Below are 12,135 nucleotides of genomic sequence, written 5' to 3'. Positions count from 1 at the left end.
GGCCCCCGGCCGCCAGGAGCCCCATGGCCCGCATTACCGTTGAAGATTGCCTGGAAGTGGTCAACAACCGCTTCGAACTCGTCATGATGGCCGCCAAGCGCGCCCGCCAGCTGGCCAACGGCGTCGAGCCGCAGCTGGACAACAGCGAAGCCAATGACAAGCCGACCGTGCTTGCCCTGCGCGAGATTGCGGCGCGCCGCATCGATCTCGAGTACATCGACGCGGTCGAGAAGGCCGAGCGCGAGCGCAAGGAACGCGAGGCGCTGGAGTGGGCCGCCGCTGAAGTCGTGGCCGACGACGACATGTCCAAGGGCGACGACTGATTTGCCCGTCGCGCGCTTCGGCGCGTGAATGGAATCCTGCGGCCCCGCCTACGCGGGGCCGCGTCGTTTCCGCCATTCAGCTTTGCGTTGCCGCCCCGCGCTGCGCCGCGTAGATTGCAGGTATGAACTCCCGCGAGACCGCCCTGCGTCCGGCCCCGTCGCCCGCGTCCGATGACGCAGGCGTGCCGGACTACGTGCGTGACCTCGAGCGCGTGGCCGCGTACCTGCCGCCGGAGCAGTTGCGGCTGCTGCGGCGCGCCTGGGTTGTCGGTGCTGCCGCGCATGCCGGGCAGACGCGCAAGTCGGGGGAGCCCTACATCACCCACCCGGTGGCGGTTGCGCAGGTACTGGCCGAACAGGGGCTGGACGTCGAAACCCTGGTCGCGGCGATCCTGCATGACACCATCGAGGACACCCCGCTGACCTATGACGGCCTGGCCGCCGAGTTCGGCGAAACCGTGGCCGAACTGGTGGACGGCGTCACCAAGCTGGACAAGCTGCAGTTCCGCGACCGGCAGGAAGCGGCCGCGGAAAGCTTCCGCAAGATGCTGCTGGCCATGGCGCGCGACCTGCGTGTGATCCTGATCAAGCTGGCCGACCGCCTGCACAACATGCGCACACTGGGTGCGCAGAGCATCGAGGCGCGGCATCGCATCGCCCGCGAGACGCTGGAAATCTACGCGCCCATCGCCCAGCGCCTGGGCATGAATCTGATCAAGGCCGAGCTGCAGGACCTGGGCTTCCGCGCCCTCCATCCGTGGCGGCATGCGGTTATCGAGAAGCGCATCCGCACCCAGCCGGTCGTGCGTCGCGAGGCGCTGGTGCAGATCGAAGCCACCTTGGCCCAGCGACTGGCCAAGGAGAAGCTGATCAACCGGCTGGTGAGCCGGGTCAAGTCGCCGTGGAGCATCTACGGCAAGATGCGCGCCGAGCACAAGAACTTCGCCCAGGTGATGGACGTGTTCGGCTTCCGGATCGTGCTGCGTAGCGTGGCCGACTGTTACCACGCGCTGGGTGTCGTGCATGCGGCATACAAGCCGCTGGATGCGCGTTTCCGCGACTTCATCGCCATTCCCAAGGCCAACGGCTACCAGTCGTTGCACACCGTGCTGTTCGGCCCGTATGGCTCGCCGATCGAAGTGCAGATCCGCACCGAGGACATGGACCTCATCGCCGAGCGCGGCATCGCCGCACACTGGTCGTACAAGCACGGGGGAGAAGGCTCGTCCAGCGCGCAGAACCGGGCGCAGAACTGGATCACCGGGCTGGTTGAGGCTCAGCACGCCACCGGCTCTTCGCTGGAGTTCCTTGAGAACGTCAAGGTCGACCTCTTCCCCGACGAGGTGTACCTGTTCACGCCCCAAGGCGACATCCTCGCATTGCCGCGCAACTCCACCGCGCTGGACTTCGCCTACGCGGTGCACACGGACGTCGGCAACCGCGCGGTGGCAGCGCGCGTCGACGGCAAGCTGGTGCCGCTGCGCAACAAGCTGGCCAGCGGCCAGCGCGTGGAGATAATCACCGCCAAGTCGTCCGCGCCCAAGCCGCAGTGGCTGGAGTTCGTGGTGTCCGGCAAGGCCCGCACTTCGATCCGCCAGCAGCTCAAACAGCTGGAGCATGAGGACGCCGTACAACTTGGCCACCGCATGCTCGACCGCGCGCTGGAGGTGCTGCAAACCTCGCTGGAGCGCGTGCCCGCGGTGCGCATGGACGCCTACCTGGGCGAGCAGCGTTACGCGCGCCTGGAAGCCTTGCTGGCCGATATCGCCCTCGGCAACCGCATGCCCGCCCAGGTTGCGCAGGCGCTGGTGCGCTCCGCGCCGGAAAAGCTGGACCGCCGCGAAGTGCGCGCGCCGACGGCGGAAGACCGCATCCTCATCACCGGCCGCGAACGCGGCGTGATCAGTTTCGCCAACTGCTGCCTGCCGGTGCCCGGCGACGAGATCATGGGCTACCACACCGCGGGCAAGGGCATCGTGGTGCATCGCCTGGACTGCCCCAACGTGGTGGAGTACCGCAAGTCGCCCGACCGCTGGGTGCCCATTGGCTGGGACCGCAAGGTGGAAGGCGATTTCGGCGCAGCGCTCAAGATCGAGGTCGACAATCGCCCCGGCGCGCTGGCCCAGGTCGCCGCCGCGATCGCCGAAGCGGATTCCAACATCGACCGCGTGGAATACCTGGAACGTGATTCCAACATGGCGGTGATGCGTTTTGGCGTGGAAGTGCGCGATCGCCGCCACCTTGCCGACGTCATGCGCCGGGTGCGCCGACTCGGCGTGGTGCTCGGCATCCAGCGATTCTGACCTTGGACACGACCGGGCCGGCGCTCCGCTAAACTGGGCCATTGCACGCCGCTTCCCGAGGAGCCCCCGATGTCCCGCCAGATCATCCACACCGACAAGGCCCCCGCTGCCATCGGTCCGTATTCGCAGGCCGTGCGCGCCGGCAACACCGTGTACCTGTCCGGCCAGATTCCGCTCGATCCGGCCACGGGCCTGGTGGTCGAAGGCGGCATCGATGCGCAGACGCGTCGCGCCTTCGATAACCTGGTCGCCGTCTGCGAGTCCGCGGGCGGATCGCTGGAGAAGATCGTTCGCCTCGGCCTGTACCTGACCGATCTCGGCGAGTTCAGCACCGTCAACGCGGTGATGGGCGAGTACTTCAATGCCCCGTTCCCCGCGCGCTCCACCATCGAGGTGTCGGGCCTGCCGCGCGGCGTGCTGTTCGAAGTCGATGCGGTGATGGTGCTGGACTGACGCCGCACCGCGCCTGACGGATGCCCCGCGCCGCCCGACCCGCACCCGCACTCGCCGCCATCGGTGAAACGCCGCTGACGGCGCTGCCCGGTTGCGGCCCGAAGGTGGCGGAGAAGTTGGCGGCGCGCGGCCTGCTCACGCTGCAGGATCTGTGGCTGCAACTGCCGCGTCAATATGAGGACCGCACCCGACTGACGCCGATCGCCATGCTGCAACCCGGCGTTCCCGCGCAGGTGGAAGGGCGGGTTGAGGCGGTCGAGCGCGGCTTTCGCTACCGCCCGATGCTGCGCGTCGCGCTGGGCGACGAGTCGCGCGGCACGCTCGTCTTGCGTTTCTTCCATTTCCGCGCCGCGCAGGTGGCGCAGTTCCGCCCCGGCGTTCGCGTGCGCTGCTACGGCACTCCTCGGCCGGGACAGCATGGACTGGAAATCGTCCATCCCAGCTATCGGGTCGTAGGTGACGTCGAGGACGCGCTTGGCGAATCCCTGGACCCGGTCTATCCGGCGGTCGAAGGCATTGGCCCCGCGTCCCTCCGCCGCCTGATCGGGCTGTCACTGGACCGGCTGCCGGCAGCCGAAACGCTGGAGCTGTTGCCCGAACAGTTGCGTCGCGACCTCCAGTTGCCGACGCTGCGCGAGGCCCTGCTCACCGTGCACCGGCCCCCGCCCGACGCCGACGTGGCCGCGCTGCTCGGCGGGACGCATCCGGCGCAGCGTCGCTTGGCACTGGAAGAGTTGCTGGCGCATCACCTCAGCTTGCGGCGCCAGCGCATCGCCCAACAGGCGCATGCCGCCGTGGTCCTGCGCGAGATGGCGCTGGCCGAGCGCCTGCGTGCCGCGCTGCCGTTCGCGCTGACCGGTGCGCAGCAGCGCGTTTTTGCGCAGATCCGCGCGGACCTTGCGCGGCCGTCGCCGATGCTGCGGCTGGTGCAGGGCGACGTCGGCTCCGGCAAGACCGTGGTGGCCGCGCTCGCGGCAATGATGGCTGTCGCGGCCGGCCGCCAGGCCGCGCTGATGGCGCCCACCGAATTGCTCGCCGAGCAGCACCTCAGCAACCTGCGCGGCTGGCTTGAGCCGCTGGGCGTCAACGTGGCATGGCTGGCCGGCAAGGTCACCGGCCGCGCGCGCGCCAAGGTGCTGCAAGCCGTCGCGTCTGGCGAAGCGCAGATGGTAGTCGGGACCCACGCGCTGATGCAGGCGGGAGTCGCGTTCCACGACCTTGCCTTGGCCATCGTCGACGAGCAACACCGCTTCGGCGTGCACCAGCGACTAGCGCTGCGCGACAAGGGCGCGGGCGTACTGGCCGGCGACGTGGGTGACCGCATCGAGGTGGTGCCGCACCAGCTGGTCATGACCGCCACGCCGATCCCACGCACGTTGGCCATGGCCGCCTATGCCGACTTGGACGTGTCCGCCATCGACGAACTCCCGCCAGGCCGCACGCCGGTCCAGACCGTCGCCCTCGGCGCGGAGCGTCGTCCCGAGCTGGTGGAACGCATCCGCAAGGCGTGCGCCGAAGGCCGCCAGGCCTATTGGGTGTGCACGCTGATCGACGACAGCGACGAGGTCGCGGCGCAGGCCGCGCAAAGCACGTACGAGGAGCTCGGTCGCCAGTTGCCCGGACTGCGCGTGGGGCTGGTGCACGGCAGGATGAAGGCGGCCGACAAGCAGGCCACCATGCTGGCGTTCAAGCGCGGCGATATCGAGCTGCTGGTGGCCACCACCGTCATCGAGGTCGGCGTGGACGTGCCCAACGCGTCGCTTATGATCATCGAAAATGCCGAGCGCCTCGGCCTTGCGCAGTTGCACCAGTTGCGTGGCCGGGTGGGGCGGGGCAGCGCCGCGTCCAGTTGCGTGCTGCTGTACCAGCCACCGCTTTCGCAACTCGCGCGGCAGCGGCTGGAGACCATGCGCGAGACCAACGACGGCTTCGTCATCGCCGAGAAGGACCTCGAGTTGCGCGGCCCCGGCGAGCTGCTCGGCACCCGCCAGACCGGGCTGGCGGCATTCCGGTTGGCCGACCTCGCCCGCGACGCGGACCTGTTGCCGCGCGTGCAGCTGCTGGGCGAACGCCTGCTCGCCGAATCACCGGACATCGCGGAACGCATCGTCGCGCGCTGGGTCGGCGGCGCCGCACGCTATGCGGCGGCATGACGTTCGTCCGACAGCTTTGATGGAAATGCGCATAATCAACGCATGACCGACCCGATTCCGTTGCTGATCGACACCGACCCCGGCGTGGACGACGCGCTGGCCCTGCTCATGGCGTTCAACGATGCCGACCACCGCGTGGTTGGCCTCACCATCGCCGCTGGCAACGTCGGATTGCGCCACACCGTGGCCAATGCGCTCAAGCTGTGCGAGGTCGCTGGCGTGGACGTGCCGGTGTTCGCCGGCTGTGCTTCGCCGCTCGTGCACGAGGCGGAGGATGCTGCGCACGTACACGGTCAGGACGGGTTCGGCGACATCGGCTACCCGCCCGCCAGCGCGCAGGTGCAAGCCGAACATGCCGCGCTGGCCATCCTGCGGCTCTCCCATCAGCACGCGGGCCGGCTGCTGCTGGTCGCGCTGGGGCCGCTGACCAACGTTGCCTTGGCCCTGCGCCTGGATCCCACCCTGCCGCAGCGCATCGGGCGCCTGGTGGTGATGGGGGGCGCGGTGACCGCGCACGGCAACATCACCCCCGCCGCCGAATTCAATGTCGCCTTCGATCCTGAAGCAGCGCACGTGGTATTCAGCGCCTTCCCGCGGTTCGACCTGGCCGACTGGGAGGCGACCGTCGCCCACGGCCTGCTGCATGACGAAGTGGTGGGCTGGTTGCGCGCCGATTCGCCACGGGCGCGCTTTTACGAAGGCATTTCACGCAAGACCCGGGAATGGTCGGCCGACCGCCGCGGCGCCTACTGGCATTCGGCTGATGCGTTGGCGATGGCCTTCGCCCTGCAGCCCGATGGCGCTATCGAGCAGGTGGCGCGGCCGGTGGTGGTGGAACTGGAGGGCCGGCACACCCGGGGTGCCACCGTGGTCGACTGGAGCCGCCAGACGGGGCGCGCGGACAACGCCCGCGTGCTGCGGCGCTATGACCAGGGGCGGTTCCAGGCCTTGATCCGGGACGCCCTCGCGGCCGTTTGAGGGTTGGGGCTTGCCCAAGACCAATTTGCCCGCTAGAATGCCGCTCTTTCCCGTTTACAGATTGGTGAGTGCCATGAAGGCCGGCATCCATCCCGAATACCGCGACGTCGTCTTCCAGGACGTCACCACCGAATTCCAGATCCTCACCCGCTCGACGCTGGGTTCCAAGGAGAAGGTCAAGTGGGAAGACGGCAACGAGTACCCGCTGATCAAGGTCGATATCTCCTCGGCCTCGCACCCGTTCTACACGGGCAAGCACAAGATCTTGGATACTGGCGGTCGCGTGGATAAGTTCCGCAAGCGTTACGGCAAGTAATCCTCGTCGTTGCGCGATGCATTACGGCCGCCTCCGGGCGGCCGTTTGCATTTGCGCCCGTCGCTTCGCCGATGTCTTCCGGGCCACGCCCAGTGTGGTCCCACGCCCGCGATAGCGTGTTTCCGCGCCGGTCGGCAAGGGTCCGCCAGCGCCGCCACATGCCCTCCGCCTGACTAAAGTCAGAGTCCGGACTCAGGGGCATTGTGCGATAATTCAGGATCGCAAGTCCGGGCCGGCTGTGCATCCGCCGCCGGGTCGACCTGCTCCCTTCCCCCTTACGTTCCGCGGGTTTCCCGCCGTACGCAGACCGAGGAGTGCTTCGTGTCCGATACCAAGTCTGGCCTGACCCAGGTCACCCTTGCCGCTGGCGACAAGAGCGTCGTCCTGCCCGTGCAGCACCCGACTCTGGGCGCGCCCTGCATCGACATCGCCAAGCTGCCCAAGGAAACGGGTTGCTTCACCTACGACCCGGGCTTCGGCGCCACCGCCAGCTGCAAGTCGGCCATCACCTACATCGATGGCGACGCCGGCGTATTGCTGTACCGCGGCTACCCGATCGAACAGTTGGCCGAGCACTCGAGCTTCCTCGAAGTCGCCTACCTGCTGATGCACGGTGAGCTGCCGACCAAGGAGGAGTTCTCCTCGTTCGAGCACGAGGTCACGCATCACACGATGATGCACGAGGCCTTCCGCACCTTCCTGTACGGCTTCCGCCACGACGCCCACCCGATGGCCATGCTCACCGGCATGCTGGGTTCGCTGGCCAGCTTCTACCACAACGATCTTGACCTCGAGGACCCGGACCAGCGCCGCCTGGCCGCGATCCGCCTGATCGCCAAGATCCCGACGATTGCCGCCGCCTGCTACCGCTACTCCATCGGCTGGCCGATCCGCTATCCGAAGAACAACCTCGAATACACCACGCGCTTCCTGCACATGATGAAGGAAGTGCCGTCGGAGCCGCTGGAACTCAGCCCGATGGCCGCCAAGGCCATGGACCTGCTGTTCATCCTGCACGCCGACCACGAGCAGAACGCCTCGACCTCGACCGTGCGCCTGGTCGGCTCGACGGGTGCCAACCCGTACGTCAGCGTTGCTGCCGGCGTGGCCGCGTTGTGGGGACCTGCCCACGGCGGTGCCAACGAAGCCGTGCTCAAGATGCTGGAAGAGATCGGCCGCCCTGAGAATGTCGGTTCGGCGATTGCCAAGGCCAAGGACAAGGAGTCGGGCTTCCGCCTGATGGGCTTCGGCCACCGCGTCTACAAGAACTTCGATCCGCGCGCCAAGATCATTCGCGAGATGACCCACAAGGTGCTGGGTGAGCTGGGCATCAACGACCCGCTGCTGGAGGTCGCGATGAAGCTCGAGGAGGCTGCGCTGAAGGACGAGTACTTCGTGCAGCGCAAGCTCTACCCGAACGTCGATTTCTACTCGGGCATCATCTACAAGGCGCTGGGGATCCCGACCGAGATGTTCACGGTCATGTTCGCCATCGCCCGCACCGCGGGCTGGGTCAGCCACTGGCTGGAACAGCAGACCGATGCGGAAGCCCGCATCGGCCGCCCGCGCCAGATCTACACCGGCTCGGCGGTCCGCGACTACAAGGGCATGGACCAGCGCTGATCCGGATGGGTCTTCCGTTGGCCGGCGCCCGCGCCGACGCGATGATGGAGCCGCGGCCTCGCCGCGGCTTCGTCGTTTTCAAGTGGCTGATGTATGCGCTACTGGCCGGCGACGTGGTGCTGTACGCGCTGTTCGGACGACTGACCGAGCTGGTCGACACGGCGGCCTGGCTGGTGCTGCTGCTGTTGTTCGAATGGGAGACGGGGGGCTGGTCGCTGCCCTCGCGGTTGCGTCCGGCGCTGCACAGCGTGCGTGCCATCGCGGCACTGGCGGTGCTGGTGGCCTGCGTCGGTTATGCGCTGGAACGGCAGTGGCTCGACTTTTCCAACGAGATGGTGTGGCTGGGCGTGGTGGCGCTGCTGGAGCTCGAGGTGCGGTTGCCGGCTGACGCCGTGCGCCTGCACCGGTGGCGGCGCGGGGCCGCCGCCGCGCTGTACCTGGTCCTTGTGGCTTTCCTGGTGTCGTGGGCGGTGGAGGGCGCCACCGGCCCGCAGCCCATGCACGCCTGGTTGGACGCCTGGGACGCGCTGTTGTGGCTGGCGGCTTTCGTGGTGATCGAACTCAACGTGTTCGGCTACGGGCACCCTCGTCAAGGCGACCGTGGAATCAGCCGCGGCCCTGTTCGAAACCACTGATGTCCTCGTCCACCAGCATCTGTCGCAATTGCAGCACGGTTGCGCGTCGCATCGGCTTCTCATCCACGCTGGACAGGGGCGCCTGACGCAGCACGGCCCGCGGCAGCACGGTGACGTCGAAGGCCAGGTCCTCGGCAGTGAACACCCAGACCGGGAAATCGCCCTCGCGTTCACGGTCCAGCCGCAGGCGGCGACTCCGCGCCTCCGCGGGAATGCCGTGCTGCTCCAGGAAACGGGGCACCGCGTCGGGATCGTCATCGTGCAGGTGCAGCGCCACGGGGCTGCGCACGTCGGCGGTGCCATCCAGCACCGGCCCGACCAGCCGGGGGTCGAACCCGTTGAAGAATTCCATGGCGCGCAGCGCGACTTCGCGTCGCTGCCGGATCGCGTCGACATTGCCGGGCTGGAACAGTCGCTGGTACTCGCGCAGCGCCTCCTCGATCTCGCGGTTGCGGGGAAGGGAGGCGTCGTCATGGATGCCCAACCGCTCAGCGGCCTTGAGCTTGGCTTGGTGGAAGTCGCGGATACCGCCTTCCGCCATCAGGCGGGCCGCTTCATGCGCCAACCGGTGGCGGCGCTCGCGGGTGCGCGTCTGCATGTGCAGGTGTGCGTGCTGTCGGGCGTGGCTCACGAGGACCTCCGCGGCTGCACTGCGCGGGCGGGAACCGCCGCGGTCGGCCACGAGGGCCGACCATCAAACCCTACCACACGTCAGAAAATGTCGAAGGACTCTTCTTCCGTCGGAGCTTCAGCTTCTTCCGGGCCGTAGTCCACATAGGTTTCCATGCGTTCCAGGTCTTCGGCCTTGACCCACTCGACGATGCCACTGCCGCCGTCGGGGATCAGGCGGCCGCCCGGGCCAACCGACACCTGCACCATCCCATCGGGCGGATCGTTGGCGCGGATCGGCTGGTCCTTGAGGGCCACCCGCATGTAGTCGATCCAGATCGGCAGGGCGGCCTTGCCGCCGTACTCGCGGTAGCCCAGCGACTGGAAGTTGTCGCGGCCGACCCACACGGTGGTCACCAGCGGTCCGCCGAAGCCGGAAAACCAGGCATCGCGATGGTCATTGGTGGAGCCGGTCTTGCCGCCGACGTCCTCGCGCTCCAGGACCTTGGCCGCCGTTCCGGTGCCGCGCAGCACCACGTCGCGCAGCATCGACACGATCTGGTAGGCGATGCGGTTGTCGATCGCGCGCGGGGCCAGGGACAGCTTGTCGAGGTCCAGAGGGGCCGCCGCGGGCGCCGGTTTGGCCTCGGGCTTGGCTTCCGCCGTGTCCGCCGGTTTGGTTGCCGCGGAGGCGCCGCCCGCCGGGCCGAGGTCAAAGCCATCCACCACCGTGCCGGTAGCCGGCGCGGCTTTCGCCGTGGTCGCGCCCACCGCGCAGGTACGACAGGCCACGGCCGGCTTCTCCTTGAACACCACCGCGCCGTCGCGGTCCTTCACTTCGTCAATGAACCACGGCGTGATGCGGAAGCCGCCATTGGCGAACGCCGCGTACCCCTGCGCCACGGAGATCGGGGTCAGGGATGCCGTGCCCAGCGACATCGACAGGTTGGGCGGCAGTTCCGACTCGGGGAACCCGAAGTGGCTGATGTACTTGCGGGCGTAGTCCACGCCGATCGCATCGAGCATGCGCACAGAGACCAGGTTGCGCGATTGCACCATTGCCTCGCGCAGGCGCATCGGGCCCTTGAAGTTGCCGGTGTCATTCTGCGGGCGCCAAATATGCCCGCGCCGGTCCTGGAACACCACCGGCGCATCCAGCACGATGGAGGCCGGGTTGAAGCCGCGCTCCATCGCCGCGGCGTACACAAACGGCTTGAAGCTCGATCCCGGCTGGCGCCGCGCCTGGGTGGCGCGGTTGAACTTGTTGCCGGCGTAGCTGTAGCCGCCCGAGAGCGCGCGCAGCGCGCCCGTGTCGGCATCAAGCGACACGAGCGTCGCCTGTGCCCGCGGAATCTGCGACAGCCGGTAGCGCACCGGGGGCGCTGGGGCCTCTGGCTTCGCGTCGGCAGGCGCTTCGACCCGGGTCACGCGGACAATGTCGCCACGCTTGACCAGGCTGGCCGGGCTGCGCCCACCCCAGCCCTGGTCGGCGCCCAGCTCGACGGTGGTGCCGTCGGCCAGCACCACGGTCGCGGCACGGTCGGCGGTAGCCAGCACCAGCGCCGGCCGCAGTGCCGCTTGTGCAGAGATGCCGCGCAGCCGGGTGCGCGCCTGGGCCGCGGTCTCGCCCGCGGCCAGTTCCACATGTTTCTCGACGCCGTGCCAGCCATGGCGTACGTCGTAGACGTGCAGGCCGTCGCGCAGCGCCTTGTCCGCCGCGGCCTGCAGCACCGGGTCGATGGTGGTGGTGACGTGGTAGCCCTTGGTCAGCGCCTCGGCGCCAAACTTGTCGACCATGGCCTGGCGCACCATTTCGGCCACATAGGGGGCCTCGATCTCGACCGGCCGCTCATGCGGGGAGGCGTGCATCGGCACGGCCTTGGCCGCCTCGGCTTCGGCGCGGGACACGAACTTCAGTTCCGCCATGCGCTGCAGGATGTAGTCGCGGCGTTCCTTGGCGCGCTCGGGATTGCTCAGCGGGTTGCCACTGGACGGGAACTTGGGGATGCCGGCCAGCGAGGCCATTTCGTCCAGGGACAGCTCGCTCAGGTTCTTGCCGTAGTAGAACTCTGCGGCCGCGGCCACGCCGTAGGCGCGGTTGCCGAAGAAGCTCTTGTTGAGGTACAGCTCGAAGATCTCGTCCTTGCTCAGCTCGCGCTCCATGCGCATCGCCAGCAGCATCTCGGTGAGCTTGCGGGTGTAGCTGACTTCCGAGCTCAGATAGAACTGGCGCGCCACCTGCTGGGTAATGGTGGAGCCGCCGGGGACGCGCTTGCCATCGGTGGTGGCCAACAGCCACACGGCGCGGAACGTGCCTTTGTAATCCACGCCATGGTGCTGGTAGAAGCGGGCGTCCTCGATGGCGATGAAGGCCTGCTTCAGCCGCTGGGGCACCTCCTCGATCTTCACCGGATAGCGTCGAGTCTCGCCAAAGAGGGCCATGAGCTTGCCGTCCCGGGAGTAGACGTACATCGGCTCCTGCATCTCCACGTCGCGGAGGGTTTCCACGTCCGGCAGGTTGGGCGCGATCAGGTAGTACAGGACGCCAACGGCGACCAGGCCCAGCAGGAACAGGCCGGCGGCGGCGACCAGCGCCCAGCGGAACAGGCGGCGAAGTGGGGGCATCTGGGAAGCGGTCCGATTGCGGGTGTATTGGCGGAGGAGTATAGATGAGGCGGGGGTCGGGCCCGGGCGTCCGGTCACGCTTCCAGATGCCGTTTTGGGGGAAGACGGAATCGGCTC

The 12,135-nt window shown here is 68.0% G+C and carries 10 protein-coding genes; 8 read left to right on the top strand and 2 right to left on the bottom strand.

Features of this window, described 5'->3' with window-relative positions; translation table 11 throughout:
• Nucleotides 1–23: 23 nt before the first annotated feature.
• The 8 genes from rpoZ to AC3ARF_RS12285 all read left to right on the top strand — a co-directional run bounded on the left by rpoZ (nt 24) and on the right by AC3ARF_RS12285 (nt 8,784).
• Nucleotides 24–323 (top strand): DNA-directed RNA polymerase subunit omega, encoded by a 300-nt coding sequence (rpoZ, locus tag AC3ARF_RS12320; RefSeq protein WP_498928332.1) that lies wholly within the window; start codon nt 24–26, stop codon nt 321–323.
• A 122-nt stretch (nt 324–445) separates the two neighbouring features.
• Nucleotides 446–2,626 (top strand): RelA/SpoT family protein, encoded by a 2,181-nt coding sequence (locus tag AC3ARF_RS12315; protein ID WP_498928331.1) that lies wholly within the window; start codon nt 446–448, stop codon nt 2,624–2,626.
• Between the two features lie 69 nt (nt 2,627–2,695).
• Nucleotides 2,696–3,079, top strand: coding sequence for a RidA family protein (locus AC3ARF_RS12310; RefSeq protein WP_498928329.1), 384 nt, complete (start codon nt 2,696–2,698; stop codon nt 3,077–3,079).
• Between the two features lie 20 nt (nt 3,080–3,099).
• Complete coding sequence (gene recG / locus AC3ARF_RS12305) at nt 3,100–5,232, top strand: ATP-dependent DNA helicase RecG (RefSeq protein WP_498928327.1); 2,133 nt, start codon at nt 3,100–3,102, stop codon at nt 5,230–5,232.
• Nucleotides 5,233–5,274: 42 nt separating this feature from the next.
• Complete coding sequence (locus AC3ARF_RS12300) at nt 5,275–6,210, top strand: nucleoside hydrolase (protein ID WP_498928325.1); 936 nt, start codon at nt 5,275–5,277, stop codon at nt 6,208–6,210.
• A gap of 73 nt (nt 6,211–6,283) precedes the next feature.
• Nucleotides 6,284–6,526, top strand: a complete 243-nt coding sequence (locus AC3ARF_RS12295; protein WP_498928323.1) for a type B 50S ribosomal protein L31 — start codon at nt 6,284–6,286, stop codon at nt 6,524–6,526.
• 321 nt (nt 6,527–6,847) lie between these two features.
• On the top strand, nt 6,848–8,149 hold the full coding sequence (locus tag AC3ARF_RS12290) for a citrate synthase (protein WP_498928321.1): 1,302 nt from the start codon (nt 6,848–6,850) through the stop codon (nt 8,147–8,149).
• A gap of 5 nt (nt 8,150–8,154) precedes the next feature.
• The gene (locus AC3ARF_RS12285) at nt 8,155–8,784 is read left to right on the top strand and encodes a hypothetical protein (protein WP_498928319.1); all 630 of its coding nucleotides are present in this window, start codon (nt 8,155–8,157) and stop codon (nt 8,782–8,784) included.
• On the opposite strand, the gene AC3ARF_RS12280 is transcribed toward AC3ARF_RS12285, so the two are convergent.
• A complete protein-coding gene (locus AC3ARF_RS12280) occupies nt 8,756–9,382 on the bottom strand; it encodes a hypothetical protein (protein ID WP_498931873.1) in 627 nt (208 codons plus the stop codon). The two genes, AC3ARF_RS12285 and AC3ARF_RS12280, sit on opposite strands and share 29 nt — an antisense overlap.
• 113 nt (nt 9,383–9,495) lie before the next feature.
• Entirely contained in the window at nt 9,496–12,018 is a 2,523-nt protein-coding gene (locus tag AC3ARF_RS12275; protein ID WP_498928317.1) for a penicillin-binding protein 1A, read from the bottom strand.
• Nucleotides 12,019–12,135: the final 117 nt, after the last annotated feature.

This window comes from Lysobacter sp. KACC 24251 (genome assembly GCF_057747755.1).
This window is presented reverse-complemented; position numbering and strand designations above follow the sequence as displayed.

Bases quoted from the DNA above. Each gene is read 5' to 3' on its own strand.
- rpoZ (WP_498928332.1), top strand. From the start codon at position 24: ATGGCCCGCATTACCGTTGAAGATTGCCTGGAAGTGGTCAACAACCGC.
- AC3ARF_RS12315 (WP_498928331.1), top strand. From the start codon at position 446: ATGAACTCCCGCGAGACCGCCCTGCGTCCGGCCCCGTCGCCCGCGTCC.
- AC3ARF_RS12310 (WP_498928329.1), top strand. From the start codon at position 2,696: ATGTCCCGCCAGATCATCCACACCGACAAGGCCCCCGCTGCCATCGGT.
- recG (WP_498928327.1), top strand. From the start codon at position 3,100: ATGCCCCGCGCCGCCCGACCCGCACCCGCACTCGCCGCCATCGGTGAA.
- AC3ARF_RS12300 (WP_498928325.1), top strand. From the start codon at position 5,275: ATGACCGACCCGATTCCGTTGCTGATCGACACCGACCCCGGCGTGGAC.
- AC3ARF_RS12295 (WP_498928323.1), top strand. From the start codon at position 6,284: ATGAAGGCCGGCATCCATCCCGAATACCGCGACGTCGTCTTCCAGGAC.
- AC3ARF_RS12285 (WP_498928319.1), top strand. From the start codon at position 8,155: ATGGGTCTTCCGTTGGCCGGCGCCCGCGCCGACGCGATGATGGAGCCG.
- AC3ARF_RS12280 (WP_498931873.1), bottom strand. From the start codon at position 9,382: ATGCAGACGCGCACCCGCGAGCGCCGCCACCGGTTGGCGCATGAAGCG.
- AC3ARF_RS12275 (WP_498928317.1), bottom strand. From the start codon at position 12,018: ATGCCCCCACTTCGCCGCCTGTTCCGCTGGGCGCTGGTCGCCGCCGCC.